At 64.4% G+C, this 19,340-nt stretch carries 16 protein-coding genes; 6 read left to right on the forward strand and 10 right to left on the reverse strand.

What is annotated here, in order from left to right:
* Positions 1-9: 9 nt before the first annotated feature.
* The 3 genes from ccoN to KIH07_RS18970 all read right to left on the reverse strand — a co-directional run bounded on the left by ccoN (position 10) and on the right by KIH07_RS18970 (position 4,139).
* Positions 10-1,455: a cytochrome-c oxidase, cbb3-type subunit I gene (ccoN, locus tag KIH07_RS18960; RefSeq protein ID WP_226493446.1), complete on the reverse strand. Its 1,446-nt coding sequence runs from the start codon at positions 1,453-1,455 to the stop codon at positions 10-12.
* Between the two features lie 68 nt (positions 1,456-1,523).
* Positions 1,524-1,661: a cbb3-type cytochrome oxidase assembly protein CcoS gene (gene ccoS, locus KIH07_RS18965; RefSeq protein WP_226493447.1), complete on the reverse strand. Its 138-nt coding sequence runs from the start codon at positions 1,659-1,661 to the stop codon at positions 1,524-1,526.
* Between the two features lie 42 nt (positions 1,662-1,703).
* A complete protein-coding gene (locus tag KIH07_RS18970; protein WP_226493448.1) occupies positions 1,704-4,139 on the reverse strand; it encodes a heavy metal translocating P-type ATPase in 2,436 nt (811 codons plus the stop codon).
* Positions 4,140-4,231: 92 nt separating this feature from the next.
* Between KIH07_RS18970 and KIH07_RS18975 the strand changes: the two genes are divergently transcribed.
* Positions 4,232-4,675 (forward strand): universal stress protein, encoded by a 444-nt coding sequence (locus KIH07_RS18975; protein WP_226493449.1) that lies wholly within the window; start codon positions 4,232-4,234, stop codon positions 4,673-4,675.
* A 145-nt stretch (positions 4,676-4,820) separates the two neighbouring features.
* On the opposite strand, the gene KIH07_RS18980 is transcribed toward KIH07_RS18975, so the two are convergent.
* From KIH07_RS18980 to ilvD (KIH07_RS18995), 4 genes are read right to left on the reverse strand one after another with little or no spacing between them, the layout of a single operon-like run.
* Positions 4,821-6,377, reverse strand: coding sequence for a malonate--CoA ligase (locus KIH07_RS18980; protein WP_226493450.1), 1,557 nt, complete (start codon positions 6,375-6,377; stop codon positions 4,821-4,823).
* Positions 6,378-6,388: 11 nt separating this feature from the next.
* On the reverse strand, positions 6,389-7,174 hold the full coding sequence (locus KIH07_RS18985; RefSeq protein WP_226493451.1) for an enoyl-CoA hydratase/isomerase family protein: 786 nt from the start codon (positions 7,172-7,174) through the stop codon (positions 6,389-6,391).
* Positions 7,171-7,998, reverse strand: coding sequence for a prolipoprotein diacylglyceryl transferase (lgt, locus tag KIH07_RS18990; protein WP_226493452.1), 828 nt, complete (start codon positions 7,996-7,998; stop codon positions 7,171-7,173). Before lgt ends, KIH07_RS18985 begins: the two co-directional genes overlap by 4 nt.
* A 45-nt stretch (positions 7,999-8,043) precedes the next feature.
* Entirely contained in the window at positions 8,044-9,891 is a 1,848-nt protein-coding gene (gene ilvD, locus KIH07_RS18995) for a dihydroxy-acid dehydratase (protein WP_226493453.1), read from the reverse strand.
* Positions 9,892-10,055: 164 nt separating this feature from the next.
* On the opposite strand from ilvD (KIH07_RS18995), the gene ilvD (KIH07_RS19000) reads away from it, so the two are divergent.
* Positions 10,056-11,762, forward strand: a complete 1,707-nt coding sequence (gene ilvD / locus KIH07_RS19000; RefSeq protein ID WP_226493454.1) for a dihydroxy-acid dehydratase — start codon at positions 10,056-10,058, stop codon at positions 11,760-11,762.
* 54 nt (positions 11,763-11,816) lie between these two features.
* Here ilvD (KIH07_RS19000) and KIH07_RS19005 read toward each other — a convergent pair whose 3' ends face one another.
* Entirely contained in the window at positions 11,817-12,062 is a 246-nt protein-coding gene (locus KIH07_RS19005; RefSeq protein WP_226493455.1) for a TIGR04438 family Trp-rich protein, read from the reverse strand.
* Positions 12,063-12,185: 123 nt separating this feature from the next.
* On the opposite strand from KIH07_RS19005, the gene KIH07_RS19010 reads away from it, so the two are divergent.
* A complete protein-coding gene (locus KIH07_RS19010; protein WP_068175565.1) occupies positions 12,186-12,491 on the forward strand; it encodes a c-type cytochrome in 306 nt (101 codons plus the stop codon).
* Positions 12,492-12,578: 87 nt separating this feature from the next.
* On the opposite strand, the gene acs is transcribed toward KIH07_RS19010, so the two are convergent.
* Positions 12,579-14,573, reverse strand: coding sequence for an acetate--CoA ligase (acs, locus tag KIH07_RS19015; protein WP_226493456.1), 1,995 nt, complete (start codon positions 14,571-14,573; stop codon positions 12,579-12,581).
* 209 nt (positions 14,574-14,782) lie between these two features.
* On the opposite strand from acs, the gene KIH07_RS19020 reads away from it, so the two are divergent.
* Positions 14,783-15,382, forward strand: coding sequence for a YqhA family protein (locus tag KIH07_RS19020; protein ID WP_226493457.1), 600 nt, complete (start codon positions 14,783-14,785; stop codon positions 15,380-15,382).
* A 70-nt stretch (positions 15,383-15,452) separates the two neighbouring features.
* Here KIH07_RS19020 and fumC read toward each other — a convergent pair whose 3' ends face one another.
* Entirely contained in the window at positions 15,453-16,838 is a 1,386-nt protein-coding gene (gene fumC / locus KIH07_RS19025; RefSeq protein ID WP_226493458.1) for a class II fumarate hydratase, read from the reverse strand.
* Between the two features lie 130 nt (positions 16,839-16,968).
* Here fumC and KIH07_RS19030 point away from each other — a divergent pair, with 130 nt between their 5' ends.
* Positions 16,969-18,522, forward strand: a complete 1,554-nt coding sequence (locus KIH07_RS19030; RefSeq protein ID WP_226493459.1) for a fumarate hydratase — start codon at positions 16,969-16,971, stop codon at positions 18,520-18,522.
* A complete protein-coding gene (gene murI, locus KIH07_RS19035; protein WP_226493460.1) occupies positions 18,519-19,331 on the forward strand; it encodes a glutamate racemase in 813 nt (270 codons plus the stop codon). Before KIH07_RS19030 ends, murI begins: the two co-directional genes overlap by 4 nt.
* Positions 19,332-19,340 lie beyond the last annotated feature (9 nt).

Below are 19,340 nucleotides of genomic sequence, written 5' to 3' on the forward strand. Positions count from 1 at the left end.
TTCTACTCCTCAGGCGTGTGCGGGGTTGACGGCGAGGACGGGCACGTCCACGACACGGCCCTGACGCATCGTCATGATGACGTTCCAGAGCATGACCAGCATGCCGCTGAGGTACAGCACACCACCCAGCAGACGGATCACATAGAACGGGAAGGTGGCCTTCACCGACTCGACGAAGGTGTAGGTCAGGCTGCCGTCGGGGTTGACCGAGCGCCACATCAGACCTTGCATCACACCGGCAATCCACATGGCGGCGATGTACAGCACGATGCCAATGGTGGCCACCCAGAAGTGCAACTCAATGGCAGGCACCGAATACATCTTCTTCTGGCCAAACAGGCGCGGAATCAGGTAGTACAGCGACCCCATGGACACCAGCCCCACCCAACCCAGAGCGCCGGAGTGCACGTGCCCCACGGTCCAGTCGGTGTAGTGCGACAGCGCGTTGACGGTCTTGATCGACATCATCGGGCCTTCGAAGGTGGACATGCCGTAGAACGACAGGGACACGATCAGGAAGCGCAGGATGGGATCGTCACGCAGTTTGTGCCAGGCACCCGACAGCGTCATGATGCCGTTGATCATGCCGCCCCAGCTGGGAGCCAGCAGGATCAGGGAGAACACCATGCCAACGGACTGCGTCCAGTCGGGCAGCGCGGTGTAGTGCAGGTGGTGTGGGCCCGCCCACATGTAGGTGAAGATCAGCGCCCAGAAGTGGACGATGGACAGGCGGTAGGAGTAGACCGGACGCTCGGCCTGCTTGGGGATGAAGTAATACATCATGCCCAGGAAGGCGGCGGTCAGGAAGAAGCCCACCGCGTTGTGGCCGTACCACCATTGCACCATGGCATCCTGCACGCCGGCGTAGGCCGAGTAGGAGTGCGTGGCACCGGTCGGGATGGACAGGTTGTTGAAGATGTGCAACAGGGCGATGGTGATGATGTAGGCACCAAAGAACCAGTTGGCCACGTAGATGTGCTTGACCTTGCGGGTGCCAACCGTGCCGAAGAACACGATCGCATACGACACCCAGACCACAGTGATCAACAGGTCAATCGGCCAGATCAGTTCGGCGTATTCCTTGCCCTGAGTCAGCCCCAGGGGCAGCGACACGACGGCCGCCACGATCACCGCGTTCCAGCCCCAGAACGTCAGCCAGGCCAGCTTGTTCGAGAACAAGGCGGTGTGGCAGGTTCGCTGCACCACGTAGTAGCTGGTCGCAAACAGCACCGACCCACCAAACGCAAAAATCACCGCGTTGGTGTGCAAGGGGCGAAGACGGCCGTAGGTCAGCCATTCAATGCCCATGTTCAGCTCGGGCCAGGTCAACTGGGCCGCGATGATCACACCCACCAGCATGCCCACCACGCCGTAGATCACGGACATGATGGCAAACCCGCGGACCACACTGTCGTTGTAGACCGCCGGTTGGCTGGCCTTTCTTGTTACGGACATACAGAACTCCTCATAAATGTCGCTTGTTGGAGTGTCCTCACGGCACCCTCCATGCACCTTGACTTAAGTCAATCGCCCCGAAGAATGCGCTCGCCCTCACGTTCGATGTTGTCGAATTGCCCAGCCTGAAGTGCCCACCAAAAGACCCCGATGATGGCGAACACGAGCAACACCGAAATGGGGATCAGCAAATACAGAACATCCATGATGAACACCTTTATCAATCGAACGCGGTGAATACCGCGCCTTTATGCGGATGAGCTCGCACCCACAGGGGTCACTGGGACGCCCGCTGTGGCTTTGGACGCCAAGCGCAACGCGTTGACGATCACCAGCAACGAACTACCAGCCATGCCGAGTCCGGCCAGCCAGGGAGGCATCCAGCCCACGAGCGCCAAGGGCACGCTCACCAGGTTGTAGACCGCGGCCCAGACGAGGTTCTGCCGCACGATGCGCAGCGTGGACCGGGCCTGACGCAATGTCAAGACCACGCCCATGACCTCCCCGCCCTGGATCACATAGTCCGACTGGGCTTGAGCCAAAGGCGCAGCGTGACCTAGCGCAAACGAGGTATTGGCTCGCGCCAGCACCGGGCCGTCGTTGAGACCATCGCCCACCATCGCCAGCTTCATGCCTTGCCCCTGCAAGGCCACCACTTCGACCAGCTTCTGCTCGGGCGAGGCGCCAGCGATCACGTGATCCACCCCCACGGCCCGTCCCACCTGCATGGCTGCGCTCTCGCGGTCGCCGGAAAGCAGCCAGGTGCGCACCCCCATGGCACGCAAAGCAGCGACCGCATCCCGGGCATCGGCGCGCAACCCCTCCTGCAACTCGAAAGTCGCCATCCAGCCCTGCTCGTCCGCCAGAAAGGCTCTGGGTGAATCGTCGGTCGAACGCTCGGCATGGCGTGCACCACAAAAAGCCGCCGAACCCAGCCGCACCCAGGGACCACTGGGACGCCTTGCCTGCATGCCCTGCCCAGCAACCTCGGTCAGCTCCGTCAAGGACGGCACGTCTCCCGCTTGCTCCGCCGAAACCGCCTGTGCTATCGCGCGCGATACCGGGTGCAGAGAGCCCGCGGCCAGCGCTCCGGCCAATGCCAGCGCCTGTTCCCGCCCCACGCCCTCACGTGTGCGCACATCCACCAGCACCAGCCGGTCATGCGTCAGCGTGCCCGTCTTGTCGAACACCACGGCGTTGATCTGGGCCAAGGCCTCGAATGCCTGCAGCCGCCGCACGAGAATGCCGCGCCGCGCCAGCGCACCGGCCGAGCTGAGCATGGCGGCGGGCGTGGCCAACGAGAGCGCGCACGGGCAGGTGACGATGAGCACGGCCACAGCCACCCCGAGCGCCTTGGTGTGATCGATCTGCCACCAGTAGAAACCGGCCAATGCGGCAGCGAGCAACACCAAGACCAGAAACGGCGCCGCGATGCGGTCGGCCAGCACGGCCAGACGGGGCTTTTCGGTAGACGCCCGCTCCATCAGCGCCACGATCTGCGCGAACCGGGTGTCGCGCCCCAGCCGGGCAATCCGCACCAACACCGGGCCACCCAGATTGAAGCTGCCTGCCACCACGCCCTGCCCCTGCGCCCGCGTGACCGGGCGCGACTCGCCCGTCAACAAGGCCTCGTCCACCGTGGCCGACTCGCTCAAGATGTCACCGTCGCCGGGGAAAGCCTGCCCTGCCTGCACACGCACCACGTCCCCGACGACCAGACGACGGAGCGACATGGTTTCAAAACCGCCTGCGGGCATCTGCCGCTCGCACACTTCGGGCAGGCGGTTCATCAGGCTGTCGAGCGCGCCAGCCGTGCGGTCGCGCGCCTTGAGTTCCAGGTAACGCCCACCCAGCAGGAAAAACACGAACATGGTCAGCGAGTCGAACCAGACCTCATGACCCCAGACGCCGGAAGGATCGAAGGTGGCCGCGGAACTGGCCAGAAAGGTCACGAGAATGCCGATCGACACCGGTGTGTCCATGCCGACCCTGCCTTGCCGCAGGTCGCGCCAGGCGCTGCTGAAAAAGGGACCACTGGCGAAAAACACCACCGGCAGACTCAGCACCCAACTGGCCCAGCGCAGCAACTGGTCTATGTCGGCAGGGATTTCGCCCGGCTCGGTGATGTACGCCGGCCATGCGTACATCATGACCTGCATGGCACAAAAGCCCGCCACGAACAAACGCCACAAGGCCTGACGCGTTTCACGCAGGCGCTCGCTGATGGACAGTGCCTGCTGCATCGGCAGCAGTCGGTACCCGGTCTGGCCCACCGCTCGGGCCAGGCTCGATACCGTGGTCCGGGAAGGATCCCAGCGCAGCGTGAGCCGCCGCGTGGCTGCATGCACCTGTGCCCACTCCACACCAGGCAGGTCCTGCAGCACGCACTCGACGGTGTCGGCACAGGCCGCGCAATACATGCCCTGCACCATCAACACCGATTCAGCGGTCGTTCGGCCCTCCACCTCGCTGAACTGCGTGAACTCCTGTTGCTCGACCGGATCGTCGAGCACGCCAAAGTCGTCGGTCACGGTGAGTGGCCCGCGATGGTCTCCCAGCCAACCTCGTGAACCAGACGCAAAGGGTTCTTCCTGAACGGCCTGGCCATCAGGATGCGGATCGGCGAGCAAAGACCCCACCGGCGGCGCGGTGGCGGCCTCGTTCATGCCCCGAGGGTAGTTCAAGTGGCATTCCTCACGCTTGATTTAAGTCAACCGAAACCGGTCGCTCTTTGCTAGTCTATGGCTGTTCCAACAATTGCCCGAGGAGATGCAGCATGTACAAACGAATTTTGATCGCGACAGACGGCTCAAAACTCTCCCAACAAGCCGTTGAGCACGGCATCAATCTGGCTGATCTGACGGGCGCAGAAGTGATCGCCCTCAAAGTGGTCCCGCGTTATCCGCAGACCTACTTTGAAGGGGGCGTGGCGCTCGCAGCGGCCGAAGTGGCCCGCATCGAAAAGCAGTGGCTGGACGAGGCCATGGAGGCCGTCAACGCGGTGAAGGCGGCCGGTCAGTTGCGCGAAGTGAAGGTCAAGCCGATCACGGTGAAGTCCGACCTGATTGCCGAGGCCATCATCGCCGCGGCCAAGCGCAACAAGTGCGACCTGATCGTGATGGCCTCACATGGCCGCCGGGGCCTCAAGCGGTTGTTGCTCGGCAGCGAGACCCAGCAGGTACTGACCCACTCGCACATTCCGGTGCTCGTCCTGAGATGACTCCCTTGCCAGGCCCACGGGTGGGCCTGGCACCCAAGAATGCCATCGTTGCGGTGTGGCAAACCGCCTCTGCGCGCCCCTGTGCCTGGGACATGGCCTCCACCACTTGCACCCCCGGACCTCCCCCGTCGGTGGCGTGTGACCCTCAGCCCATGAACAGGGCCTTGTACCGTTCGCGCAGCAGGTTTTTCTGCACTTTGCCCATGGTGTTGCGCGGCAGTTCGTCCACCACAAAGCAGCGCTTGGGTATCTTGAAATTGGCCAGTTGCGCCTTGAGGCTGGCGATGAGCTGCTCGGGATCCACCCGACTGCCGGGCCGAGCAATCACCACCGCCACCCCGACTTCACCGAAGTCCGGGTGTGGAACGCCGACCACCGCGCTCTCGGCCACGCCAGGCAAGCCGTTGATGAAACCCTCGATTTCGGCCGGGTAGACGTTGTAGCCCCCGGAAATGATGAGGTCCTTGCTGCGCCCGACGATGGTCAGGTAACCCTGCGCATCCACGCGCCCCACATCGCCCGTTTTGAAGAAACCATCGGCCGTGAACTCTTCCGCGGTTTTTTCCGGCATGCGCCAATAGCCCTTGAACACATTGGGCCCGCGCACCTGGATCGCACCGGTCTCGCCCGCGGTCAATGCATGCTCTGCGTCGTCCACCACACGCAAGTTCACGCCAGGCAGCGCAAACCCCACCGTGCCGCCACGCCGTTCGGCGAGCCCATCGTGGCGAAGATCGGCTTCGCAGGGGTTGGAAGTCAGCATGATGGTTTCGCTCATGCCATAGCGCTCCAGAATGGTGTGTCCGGTGCGCAGTTTCCAGGTGTCAAAGGTCTCGATCAGCAACGGCGCCGAGCCCGAAATGAACAAACGCATGTGCGCCGCCTGCTGCCGGGTCAGCCCCGGCTCGGCCAGCAGACGCACATACAGCGTGGGGACGCCCATGAACACGGTGGCGCGCGGCAACAACGACACCACGGTGGGGGCGTCAAAACGGTTGAGCCACAACATGGAGCTGCCGTTGATCAAGGCACCGTGCACCGCCACGAACAGGCCGTGCACATGAAAGATCGGCAGGGCGTGGATCAGCACGTCGTCCGCTCGCCAGCACCAATAGTCGCGCAGCACGAGCGCGTTGCTGAGCATGTTGCCGTGCGTGAGCATGGCTCCTTTGCTGCGACCCGTGGTCCCACTGGTGTAGATGATGACCGCCAGATCGTCGGCCGCACAGACGGCGGGCTGGTGCACGGTGCTGTGGTGGGCCGCGCGCTCCAGCAGACTGCCGCCTCGCTCCTCGTCCAGGGTAAACACATGGCGCGTACCCGCCATGAAAGCGATCTTGGAGACCCAACCAAAATGGGCCGGACTGCACACCACCACCGCAGGCTCGGCGTTGCCAATGAAGTACTCGATTTCGGCACTTTGATAGGCGGTATTGAGCGGCAGAAAAACATACCCCGCACGCAGCGTGGCGAGGTACAGGATGAGCGCCTCGACCGATTTCTCGACCTGCCCGGCGATGCGCGCACCGGCCGGCAGCTCCAGCGAGGCCAGCAGGTTGGCCACCATGGCCGTGGCATGGTCCAGGTCGCGCCACGAGTAGCGCAGCGCTGGTCCCGCGCCACCCGCTGTTTCAATGGCACAGGCATCCAGGTCGGTCGGAAACGCCGCGCGCAGCGCGGCAAAAAGACTGTGGTTGCGCATGAGAGTCGGTATCAGAACTGGGGCGGCCGTTTGGCCAGGAAGGCAGATATGCCTTCGATGTGTTCGGCGCTGTCCGCATACCGGTAAGCACCCGCCAGCAGCGCGGCAGAAGAGTCAACGCCCTGCCCTCGCCCACCGAGCGCGCGCAGTGTCTGCTTGTTCAGGCGCGCAGCCAGCGGACTCAGCCGGATCATGCCGTCGATCAAAGTGCGTATTTCCGTGTCCAAGGTGTCCACGGGCAGTACCCGGTTGAGAAAACCACGGGCCTTCATCTCGGTTGCGGGCAACACGGCCGCGGCCAGCAGCATTTCGCGCGCGGTCAGCTCCCCGACCGCATGGGCCACCAACTGGGCTTCACGCGGCGCCATGGGGAAGCCCAGTTTCGCGATCGGCGCACCAAAGCGCGCGGATTCGCTGGCCACGCGCAGGTCGCAACAACTGGCGATCTCCAGGCCCGCCCCCATGCAGTTGCCAGCGATCTGCGCCACGACAGGCAGGTCGCAATCCAGCATGGCGCTCAACCCACCCCAGACGTCGTCCTCGTGAAACGCTCTGAGCGCCGCTTCGTCAAAGCGGAAATCCGGGTACTCCGAAATATCTCCGCCCGCGCAGAAATGCCCCTCGTGGCCTTGCACCAGCACGCAGCGCACGGTTTCACTGAGCGCCAGTTCTTCAAAGACCCGGCGCAGTTCGCGCCACATGGGCCGCGACATGGCGTTGAACTTGCCCGGGTGGCACAGCGTGACACGGGCCAGCCCGCCGTCGATCCGGGAATCGACCCGGCCAGAGGGACTCACAAGGACGCTCCTGCGCCCGCACCCCCACGCCGACCGAACCACCACCACATGAACGCACCTGCCAGAATCATGGGCACGCACAGCCATTGGCCCATGCTCATGCCCAGCGACAGCAAGCCGAGGTGGGCATCGGGCTCGCGGAAAAACTCGGCGATAAAACGGAACACCCCGTAGCCGAGCAAGAACACCGCCGACACCTGCCCGCGCGCGCGCTCCCTGCGCGCATAGAACCAAAGCAACACGAACAGCAGCAAACCTTCCAGCAGGAACTGGTAGACCTGCGAGGGGTGGCGCGGCAGATCGCCCGCGCCGCGGAACACCATGCCCCATGGCAGGGACGGGTCGGCCACACGACCCCAGAGCTCACCGTTGATGAAGTTGCCCAGCCGCCCGGCGGCCAGGCCCGTGGGCACGCAGGGCGCCACGAAGTCCATCACCTGCATGAACGGCCGCTGGCGGCTGTGGGCGTACCAGACCATGGCCGCCATCACGCCCAGCAGACCCCCATGAAAGCTCATGCCGCCCTGCCAGACCGCGAACACCTCCAGCGGATGCGCCAGGTAGTACGCGGGTTTGTAGAACAGGCAATACCCGATGCGCCCCCCGAGCACCACACCCATCACACCCAGGAACAGGATGTCTTCGGTGTCGCGCCGGGTCCAGGGCGAGGGCTGGCGCACGGAGGCAAAGGGCTCGTGGCGCAACCGCGCATTGGCCAAGAGCATGAACAGGCCGAAGGCCGCGAGGTAGGTCAGTCCGTACCAGTGGATGGCCAGCGGCCCCAGCTGCAGAGCGACCGGATCGATTTGAGGATGGATCAACATGGTCAGCGATTGTGCACGCAAGCCCTACCGACCCGACCCCGCGCGTCAGTCGCCGAGCAGCGAGAGGTCGCGCACGGCGCCCTTGTCGGCCGACATGGCGAGCAAGGCATAGGCCTTGAGCGCTGCGGACACCTTGCGCTTGCGGGGCAATGCGGGTTTCCAGCCCCTGGCGTCCTGTTCGCTACGGCGCTGTGCCAGCTCATCGTCGGACACCAGCACGTTGATGCTGCGGTTGGGAATATCGATGCGGATGCGATCGCCGTTGCGCACCAGGCCGATAGCGCCACCCGCCGCGGCTTCCGGAGAGCAGTGGCCGATCGACAGGCCCGAGGTGCCACCAGAGAAGCGGCCATCGGTCAGCAACGCGCAGGCCTTGCCCAGGCCCTTGGACTTGATGTACGAGGTCGGGTAGAGCATTTCCTGCATGCCCGGGCCGCCCTTGGGGCCTTCGTAGCGCACGATCACCACGTCGCCGGCTTTGACCTTGTCGTCCAGGATGTTGGCGACCGCCTCGTCCTGAGACTCGGTCACGTGGGCCGTGCCCTCAAACACCAGCAGCGCGTCGTCCACGCCGGCGGTTTTCACCACGCAGCCATTGAGCGCGATGTTGCCCACCAGAACGGCCAGCCCGCCTTCTTGCGAGAAGGCATGCGCCCCCGAACGGATGCAACCTTCGGCGCGGTCGGTGTCCAGACTGGGCCAGCGCGTGGACTGGCTGAACGCCACCTGGCTGGGCACACCGGCCGGACCGGCCCGGTAAAAGGTCTGCACCTCGGCGCTCGGGTTGCGCGCGATGTCCCACTGGTCCAGCGCGTCCTTCATGGTCCGGGCGTGCACCGTGGGCACATCGGTGTGCAGCTTACCGGCGCGATCCAGTTCACCCAGGATGGCCATGATGCCGCCCGCGCGGTGCACGTCTTCGATGTGGTACTTGTTGGTGTTCGGTGCCACCTTGCACAGCTGCGGCACGACGCGCGAGAGGCGGTCGATGTCCTTCATGGTGAAATCGATTTCGGCTTCCTGGGCGATCGCCAGCAGGTGCAGGATGGTGTTGGTCGAACCACCCATCGCGATGTCCAGCGTGATGGCGTTCTCGAAGGCCTTGAAACCCATGGAACGCGGCAGCACGGATGCATCGTCCTGCTCGTAGTAGCGGCGGCAGAGTTCAACCGCCAGGCGACCGGCACGTTTGAAAAGCTGCTCGCGGTCGGCGTGGGTCGCCACCACCGTGCCGTTGCCCGGCAGCGAGAGTCCCAGCGCCTCGGTCAGGCAGTTCATGGAATTGGCGGTGAACATGCCCGAGCAGGAACCGCAGGTCGGGCAGGCGGAGCGCTCCACCTCGGCCAGGTCGGCATCCGACACCTTGACGTCGGCGGCCATCACCATGGCATCGATCAGATCGAGCTTCTTGATCTCGATGCTGCCCGCCAGGCGGGTCTTGCCCGCTTCCATCGGACCGCCCGAGACGAACACCACGGGAATGTTCAGGCGCATCGCGGCCATCAGCATCCCCGGGGTGATCTTGTCGCAGTTGGAAATGCAGACCAGCGCATCGGCGCAGTGCGCGTTGACCATGTACTCGACCGAGTCGGCAATGATGTCGCGGCTGGGCAGCGAATACAGCATGCCGTCGTGCCCCATGGCGATGCCGTCGTCCACCGCGATGGTGTTGAACTCCTTGGCCACGCCCCCGGCGGCCTCGATCTCACGCGCCACGAGCTGGCCCAGGTCCTTCAGGTGCACGTGGCCGGGCACGAACTGGGTGAAGGAATTGGCGATGGCGATGATGGGCTTGTCGAAGTCGCCGTCCTTCATGCCGGTGGCACGCCACAGCGAGCGGGCGCCCGCCATGTTGCGGCCGGCGGTGGAGGTCTTGGAACGGTATGCGGGCATGGTGGTTTTTCGTCTGGGGGAATTCGGGGACAGGAAAAATCGCGTCTTCGATTATCTCCCACGGGCCAGGGGTGATTGCCCCGTGGGCTATAAGCGAAGCTTGCCCAGCCGACGCCCCGCAACGGCCCGGCGCGGCCGAACCAGCCCACCCACGGAGACACCCCATGGCCGACAACACGCCCATCCCCATCCTTCCGATCAACCGCCGCAGTGCGCACATCACCCAGGGCAAGTCGCGCGCGCCCAACCGGTCCATGTACTACGCCATGGGCTACGAGGAAGGCGACTTCGTCAAACCCATGGTCGGTGTGGCCAACGGCCACAGCACGATCACACCCTGCAACTCGGGCCTGCAGAAGCTGGCCGATGCGGCCATCGCGGGCATCGAAGAGGCCGGCGGCAACGCACAGGTGTTTGGCACTCCCACCATTTCCGATGGCATGGCCATGGGCACAGAAGGCATGAAGTATTCGCTGGTGTCGCGCGAGGTCATCTCCGACTGCGTGGAGACCTGCGTGCAGGGCCAGTGGATGGACGGCGTGGTGGTCATCGGTGGCTGCGACAAGAACATGCCGGGCGGTCTGATGGGCATGCTGCGCGCCAACGTGCCCGCGATCTATGTGTATGGCGGCACCATCCTGCCAGGCCGCTACAAGGACCAGGACCTCAACATCGTGAGCGTGTTCGAAGCCGTGGGCCAGAACGCCGCCGGCAGGCTCAGCGACCACGACCTGCACGAGATCGAGCAGCGCGCCATCCCGGGGACCGGCTCGTGCGGCGGCATGTACACCGCCAACACCATGTCATCGGCCTTCGAGGCGCTGGGCATTTCGCTGCCCTACTCCAGCACCATGGCCAACCCCCACGACGAAAAGACGAACTCGGCCAGGGAATCGGCCAGGGTGCTGATCGAAGCCATCCGACAAGACATCAAGCCCCGCGACATCGTCACGCGCAAGAGCATTGAGAACGCGGTCGCCGTGATCATGGCCACAGGCGGGTCCACCAACGCGGTGCTGCACTTTCTGGCCATTGCGCATGCGGCCGAGGTGGAGTGGACCATCGACGACTTCGAGCGCGTGCGCCAGAAGATTCCCGTGCTGTGCGACCTCAAACCCAGCGGCCAATACCTCGCGGTCGACCTGCACAAGGCCGGCGGCATTCCTCAGGTCATGAAAATGCTGCTCAACGCCGGCCTGCTGCACGGCGACTGCCTCACCATCACGGGCCAGACCATTGCCGAGGCGCTCAAGGACGTGCCCGATACCCCGCGCGCCGACCAGGACGTGATCCGGCCGCTCGATCGGCCGTTGTACGAACACGGCCACCTGGCCATCCTCAAAGGCAATCTGTCACCCGAAGGCTGCGTGGCCAAGATCACCGGCCTGAAGAATCCGGTCATGACCGGCCCTGCCCGCGTGTTCGACGACGAGCAGTCTGCGCTCAAAGCCATCCTGGACGGCCACATCGTGGCCGGTGACGTGATGGTGTTGCGCTACCTCGGCCCCAAGGGAGGGCCCGGCATGCCCGAGATGCTGGCGCCCACGGGCGCCCTGATCGGCGCCGGACTGGGCGAGAGCGTGGGCCTGATCACCGATGGGCGTTTCTCCGGCGGCACCTGGGGCATGGTGGTGGGCCACGTGGCGCCCGAAGCGGCGGTCGGCGGCACGATCGGACTGGTGCAGGAAGGCGATCACATCACGATCGACGCACACCGCTTGCTGCTGGAACTCCATGTGCCCGACGCCGAGATCGCGAAACGACGTGCGGCCTGGACGGCACCCGCGCCGCGCTACACCCGAGGCGTGCAGGCCAAATTTGCCTTCAACGCGTCCAGCGCCAGCCAAGGGGCCGTGCTGGACAACTATTGACCGGAGTGAAGTCAGACCAGACCGGCTGCAGGGCCTGCCCCAGGCACCGACCGCCTACCGCGAGCGCCGCTTGGACTTGAGGCCCAGGGCCTCGCGCTGTTTCTCGATCCGGTCCTGTTTCTTCTTGTCCATCTTCTCCATCTGCTTGCGCTTGGTGTAGCCCGTGGCATCGGCCCAGGCCCACCAGGCCATGGCCATGAGAAAAGGCGACAACACCCACCACCACGACGAATCGGCGACCAGACCGATCCGCATATAGTTCCAAATGGTCAAGGCAACGCCCGCAATCAGGAGAAACATCACACCCTCCGGTAAAGGGCTGATAAAGCCCGGCAAGAAACTGTAAGCCTGCGCTTCACGAAAATCCGAATCGGTAGAATCGGGACCGTGACATTTTCATTTTTCACCCACGAGGATAACTCCATGAAACGCGCTCTTCTGATTATGGCCGCCATGGCCGCCATCTCCGCTCCGGCCATGGCCGACGAAGCCCTCGCCAAAAGCAAGAACTGCATGGCCTGCCATGCGGTGGACAAGAAACTGGTAGGCCCGGCCTACAAGGACGTCGCCAAGAAATACGCTGGCGATGCCAAGGCGGCGGACATGCTCGCCGCCAAGATCGTCAAGGGTGGCTCGGGTGTCTGGGGCGCCATCCCTATGCCCGCCAACACGCAGGTCAACCCGGCCGAGGCCAAGAAGCTGGCCACCTGGGTGCTGAGCCTGAAATAAGCGACGGGCCATTGACCCAATAAAAAACCCGCTGATGTTCAGCGGGTTTTTTATTGGCCGGGCACGGCGACATGCCCTGCACCGGAATCAATTGTTTTCCGACAACTGATCGAGGATGGCCGGATTCTCCAGCGTGGAGGTGTCCTGGGTAATGGCCTCGCCCTTGGCGATGGAACGCAACAGGCGGCGCATGATTTTGCCCGAGCGGGTCTTGGGCAGGTTGTCACCAAACCGGATGTCCTTGGGCTTGGCGATCGGACCGATTTCCTTGCCCACCCAGTCGCGCAGCACCTTGGCAATGGCCTTGGCCTCGTCACCCGTCGGACGCGAACGCTTGAGCACCACGAAAGCCACAATGGCTTCGCCCGTCAGATCATCCGGACGCCCCACCACGGCCGCTTCGGCCACCAGGTCGGTCTTGCCCACCAGCGCCGACTCGATCTCCATCGTGCCCATGCGGTGGCCCGAGACGTTGAGCACGTCGTCGATGCGGCCGGTGATGCGGAAGTAGCCACGGTCGGCACTGCGCACCGCACCGTCGCCGGCCAGGTAGTAGCCCTTGAGTTCCTCGGGGAAATAGCTCTTCTTGAAACGCTCCGGGTCGCCCCAGATGGTGCGGATCATCGAAGGCCAAGGCTTCTTGACCACCAGGATGCCGCCCGACCCGTTGGGCACGTCCATGCCGGCTTCGTCAACGATGGCGGTGGTGATGCCCGGCAGTGGCAATGTGCACGAGCCCGGCACCAGCGGCGTGGCGCCCGGCAGCGGGGAGATCATGTGGCCGCCGGTTTCGGTCTGCCAGAAGGTGTCCACGATGGGGCAGCGCTCGCCGCCCACGTGTTTGTAGTACCACATCCAGGCTTCGGGGTTGATCGGTTCGCCGACCGAGCCCAGGATGCGCAGGCTGCTCAGATCGGAGCGTGCGGGGTGCACCTTTTCATCGCCCTCGGCGGCCTTGATCAGCGAGCGGATGGCGGTGGGAGCGGTGTAGAAGATCGTGCACTTGTGGCGCTCGATCATCTGCCAGAAGCGACCCGCATTCGGGTAGGTCGGCACACCTTCGAACACGATCTGCGTGGCACCCGCAGCCAGCGGGCCGTAGGCCACATAGGTATGACCGGTGATCCAGCCGATGTCGGCGGTGCACCAGAAGATGTCCTTGTCCTGCAGGTCGAAGGTCCACTGCATGGTCAGGCTGGCCCACAGCAGGTAACCGCCCGTGCTGTGTTGAACGCCCTTGGGCTTGCCGGTGGAGCCGGAGGTGTAGAGCACGAACAGCGGGTGCTCGGCACCCACCATTTCGGCCGGGCAGTCGGTGGACTGGCCGGCCATCACGTCGTGCATGAAGCTGTCGCGGCCAGCCACCATGTTCACCGCCGTGGGCGTGCGCTGGAACACGATCACGTCCTTGATGCACTCGCAGCCACCCATGGCGATGCCTTCGTCCACGATCGCCTTGAGCGGCAGTTCCTTGCCGCCACGCAGTTGGTAGTTGGCGGTGATCACAGCCACAGCGCCCGCGTCCTGGATGCGCTCCTGCAGCGCCTTGGCCGAGAAGCCACCGAACACCACGCTGTGGGTTGCACCGATGCGTGCGCAAGCCTGCATGGCGACCACACCCTCGATGGTCATGGGCATGTAGATGACCACACGGTCACCTTTTTTCACGCCACGGGCCTTCAAGGCATTCGCAAATTGCGACACTTTGCCCAGCAGTTCCTTGTAGGTCACCTTGGTCACTTCGCCACCATCGGCTTCGAAGATGATGGCGGTCTTGTTCTCCACCGGAGTGCCCATGTGGCGATCCAGGCAGTTGTAGGAGGCATTGAGTTCACCGTCTTCAAACCACTTGAAGAACGGCGCATTCGATTCGTCCAGCGTCTTGGTGAATGGCTTGTGCCAGGTGAGCGTTTCGCGAGCACGCCGGGCCCAGAAACCTTCGAAGTCGTTTTCCGCCTCGGCGCACAGCGCGTTGTAGGCATCCATACCCGAGATCCGGGCGGCCTTGACAGTCGCCTCCGTGGGCTCAAAAACACGGTTCTCGACCAGGGTGGATTCAATGGACGTCGAAGGTGTGGACATGGGCAGTCTCCTCAGGTGTAGTGGGAACGGTTGACTCTTTGAATGTGCGCAAAGGCTCTTACGAGCCACTTACATAGACACGAGCGGCGGGCCGGCTCCCCCGGGGAAGCCGGCAGCGCCAACGCCCGCAAGCGCCGATGCGTCACAGACCTACAATCTTCCTCGCATACATTGTGCCTGCCCGCATTCCCCCTGCATTTGTACCCTCCATGACCGACCCCGTCAAAACGCCCCGCACGCTCCAGGCCCTGCCCAACCTGATCTTTGCCAGCCGCTGGCTGCAATTGCCGCTCTACCTGGGCCTGATCCTGGCCCAGGGCATCTATGTGTTCCATTTCTGGGTCGAACTGGTCCATTTGATCGAGGCCGCTTTCGGCAACAAGGACGCGCTGGCCGCGCTGGTCAAGAGCATTGGCTACAAGGAGTCGTTCGACATCACCACCCTCAACGAAACCATCATCATGCTGGTGGTGCTCGCCTTGATCGACGTGGTCATGATCTCCAACCTGCTGATCATGGTGATCGTGGGTGGCTACGAGACCTTCGTGAGCCGCATGAACCTGGAGAGCCACCCGGACCAGCCCGAGTGGCTGAGCCACGTGAACGCCTCGGTGCTCAAGGTCAAGCTGGCCACGGCCATCATCGGCATCAGCTCGATCCACCTGCTCAAGACCTTCATCAACGCCGCCAACTACGATCTGAAGGTCTTGATGTGGCAGACCATCATCCACGTGGTGTTCCTGCTCAGTGCCATGGCGATTGCGATGACCGATCGGCTGATGGCCCGTCCGGCGACCGACGACCACTGATCGTTCACAACCGGGACAACGCAACAAGCGGCCGGGTGGCCGCTTGTTGCGTTCTGACACACAGACGGCATCAACGACCGGTCATCTCGCCGGGCACCACCCACTGATCGAACTGCTCAGCGCTCACATGACCGGATGCCAGCGCCGCTTCGCGCAACGTCGTCCCGTCCCGGTGCGCTTTCTTCGCGATCTCGGCGGCCCGGTCGTAGCCGATGTGCGGATTGAGCGCGGTCACCAGCATCAAGGACTGTTCCACCAATTCGCCGATGCGCTCGATGTTCGGCGCGATGCCGAGTGCGCAATGGCCGTTGAAGCTGGCCATGCCATCGGCCAGCAGGCGCACGCTTTGCAGGAAGTTGTGAGCCACCATGGGGCGGAACACATTGAGTTCGAAGTTGCCCGAGGCGCCACCCATGTTGATGGCCACGTCGTTGCCCATCACCTGGCAACACAACATGGTGAGCGCTTCGCACTGCGTGGGGTTGACCTTGCCCGGCATGATGGACGAGCCAGGTTCGTTTTCGGGAATCGACAGCTCTCCCAGCCCGCTGCGAGGGCCGCTGGCGAGCCAGCGCACGTCGTTGGCGATCTTCATCAGACTCGCGGCCAACCCCTTGAGTGCGCCGTGTGCGTGCACCAGCGCATCGCAACTGGCCAGCGCCTCGAACTTGTTGGGTGCCGTGACCAGCGGCAAACCGGTGTCCCGGGCCAGTTCGGCCGCCACCGCCGCGTCGAACCCCACAGGCGCGTTCAAACCGGTCCCCACAGCCGTGCCACCCAGAGCCAGTTCGCACAGGTGCGGCAGCGCGGCCCGGATGTGCCGCTCGGCATGCGCCAGCTGGGCAGCCCAGCCGGACACCTCCTGCCCCAGGGTGAGCGGTGTGGCGTCCTGCAAATGGGTGCGCCCGATCTTCACGATGCCATCGAACAACACGGCTTTCGCGGCCAGGGTGTCGTGCAAGCCACCCAGCGCGGGCAGCAGCGCCCGCACCAGCCCGTCCACCGCCGCCAGATGCATCGCGGTGGGAAACACATCGTTGGACGACTGGCTGCGGTTGACGTCGTCGTTCGGGTGCACCAGCCGCCGCTGGCCACGCTTGCCACCCAACAACTCGCTGGCGCGATTGGCCAGCACCTCGTTGGCGTTCATGTTGGTCTGCGTGCCTGAGCCGGTCTGCCAGATCACCAACGGGAACTCGGCATCCCACCGCCCGTCAATCACCTCGCCGGCCGCGGCCTCGATGGCTTTCGCCTTGTCGGGCGCCAGGCCGGCCAGGCTCTGGTTCACCACGGCACAGGCCCGCTTGACCCGGACCAGCGCACGGATCAATTCAGGCGGCATCCGCTCCCCCGAAATGTCGAAATGCTCCAGAGAACGCTGCGTCTGCGCCCCCCACAGTCGCTCCGCCGGAACGGCAATGGAGCCCATGGTGTCGTGCTCGATGCGGGAGTCCATGCGTGCCTCCTGGTGTCAGCCGGCGACAGGGTTCAACCTGTCAAAATAAGGGGTTGCGCTCACCGTAGCAGACATTGCGCCGCCCAGCCACTGCGGCACCCTTTCTCCACGTCAACCTCAAGCCCACGCCATGACCACGAGCATCCGTCAGAACGACCTGATCGAATCCGTCGCAGCCGCCCTGCAGTACATCAGCTACTACCACCCGGCCGACTACATCGCCCACCTGGCCCGTGCCTACGAACGCGAGCAGAGCGCAGCCGCCAAGGACGCGATCGCGCAGATCCTGACCAACAGCAAGATGAGCGCCACCGGGCACCGCCCGATCTGCCAGGACACCGGCATCGTCAACGTCTTCCTGAAAGTCGGCATGGACGTGCGCTGGGAAGGTTTTTCCGGCAGCCTGGACGACGCCATCAACGAAGGCGTGCGCCGCGGCTACAACCACCCCGACAACACGCTGCGCGCCAGCGTCGTGGCCGACCCGCAATTCGACCGCAAGAACACCAAGGACAACACGCCCGCCGTGATCTTCACCGAGATCGTGCCGGGCAACACGGTGGAAGTCACCGTCGCGGCCAAGGGCGGTGGCTCGGAGAACAAATCCAAGATGGTCATGCTCAACCCGGGCGACAACGTGGTCGACTGGGTGCTCAAGACCGTGCCGACCATGGGCGCCGGCTGGTGCCCGCCGGGCATGCTGGGCATCGGCATCGGCGGCACCGCAGAGAAGGCCGTGCTGATGGCCAAGGAAAGCCTGATGGACGACCTGGACATGTACGAGCTGCAGGCCAAGGCCGCCAAGGGCGAGCAACTCAGCAAGGTCGAAGAGATGCGTCTGGAGTTGTTTGACAAGGTCAATGCGTTGGGCATCGGCGCGCAAGGCCTGGGCGGCCTGACCACCGTGCTCGACGTCAAGATCAAGATGTACCCCACGCACGCGGCCAGCAAGCCGGTGGCCATGATCCCCAACTGCGCGGCCACGCGCCACGCCCACTTCGTGCTCGATGGCAGCGGCCCGGTCTACATCGACCCGCCCAGCCTGGACCTGTGGCCCAACGTGGACTGGACGCCCGATACCCAGAAAAGCCAGCGCGTGGACCTCAACACGCTGACCCCGGCCGAGGTGGCCAGCTGGAAACCCGGCCAGACCCTGCTGCTCAACGGCAAGATGCTCACCGGCCGTGACGCCGCCCACAAACGCATCCAGGACATGCTGGCCAAGGGCGAACCGCTGCCGGTGGACTTCACCAACCGTGTCATCTACTACGTCGGCCCGGTCGATCCTGTCAAGGGCGAAGCGGTCGGCCCGGCCGGCCCCACCACCGCCACCCGCATGGACGGTTTCACCGAGATGATGCTGGCGCAAACCGGCCTGATCGCCATGGTTGGCAAGGCCGAGCGCGGCCCGGTCGCCATCGAGGCCATCAAGAAGCACCAGTCGGCCTACCTCATGGCCGTGGGCGGCGCCGCCTACCTGGTCTCCAAGGCCATCAAGACCGCGAAGGTCGTGGGCTTCGCCGACTTGGGCATGGAAGCCATCTACGAATTCGACGTGGTCGACATGCCGGTCACCGTGGCCGTGGATGCGGGAGGCACCAGCGCCCACATCACCGGCCCGGCCGAGTGGAGCAAGCGCATCGCCTCGGGCGAATTCAAGGGCATCGCGGTGGCCGCCGCTTGAAGACCATCGGTGTCTTTGACAGCGGGGTGGGCGGCCTGAGCGTGCTGCGCGCCCTGCTGGCCGAAATGCCGGACGCGCATTTCGTCTACCTGGCCGACGGGTCACACGCCCCCTACGGCGAACGCAGTGCCCAGCAGGTCGCAGAGCGCGCCCAGCGCATCACCGCCCGACTGCGCAAGGACCATGCAGTCGATGCCCTGGTGGTGGCCTGCAACACGGCCACCGCCCTGGCCATCGAATCCCTGCGTCGGCAACACCCCGACTGGCCCATCGTCGGCGTGGAACCCGCTCTGAAGCCCGCTGCCGCCCTCAGCCGGACCGGGCACATCGGCGTGCTCGCCACGCGCGGCACGGTCGAAAGTGAGCGCTTTGCACGGCTGCGCGCCAGGGTCGAGTCCGAATCCGGCCGCCCGCTGCACTTCAATGGCCAAGCCTGCGATGGCCTCGCCGACGCGATCGAGCGAGGCGACGAACCCGCAACCAGGATCTTGTGTGCGCGCTACCTGGACGCCTTGCGCGCCAACGCCAACACCCCGGAGCCGATGGACACCCTGGTACTGGGCTGCACGCACTACCCGTTCGCAGCCGACATCCTGCAGGCGCTGGCGGGACCCGCCGTGCGCCTGGTTGAAACCGGCGCTCCAGTCGCACGCCGCACGCGCGCTGTGCTGGGATTGCCCGAGGCCACTCGCTCGGAGACCGGTACACCGCAGATCACACTGTTGTCCACCGGCGACCCGGCACCGCTGGCGCAAGCCGCGGCGCGCTGGCTCGGGACATCCGTTCGCGCCGCTCACATGGACGTCTGAACGGGCGCA

It is taken from the genome of Hydrogenophaga taeniospiralis, from assembly GCF_020510445.1.
Taxonomy (GTDB): domain Bacteria; phylum Pseudomonadota; class Gammaproteobacteria; order Burkholderiales; family Burkholderiaceae_C; genus Hydrogenophaga.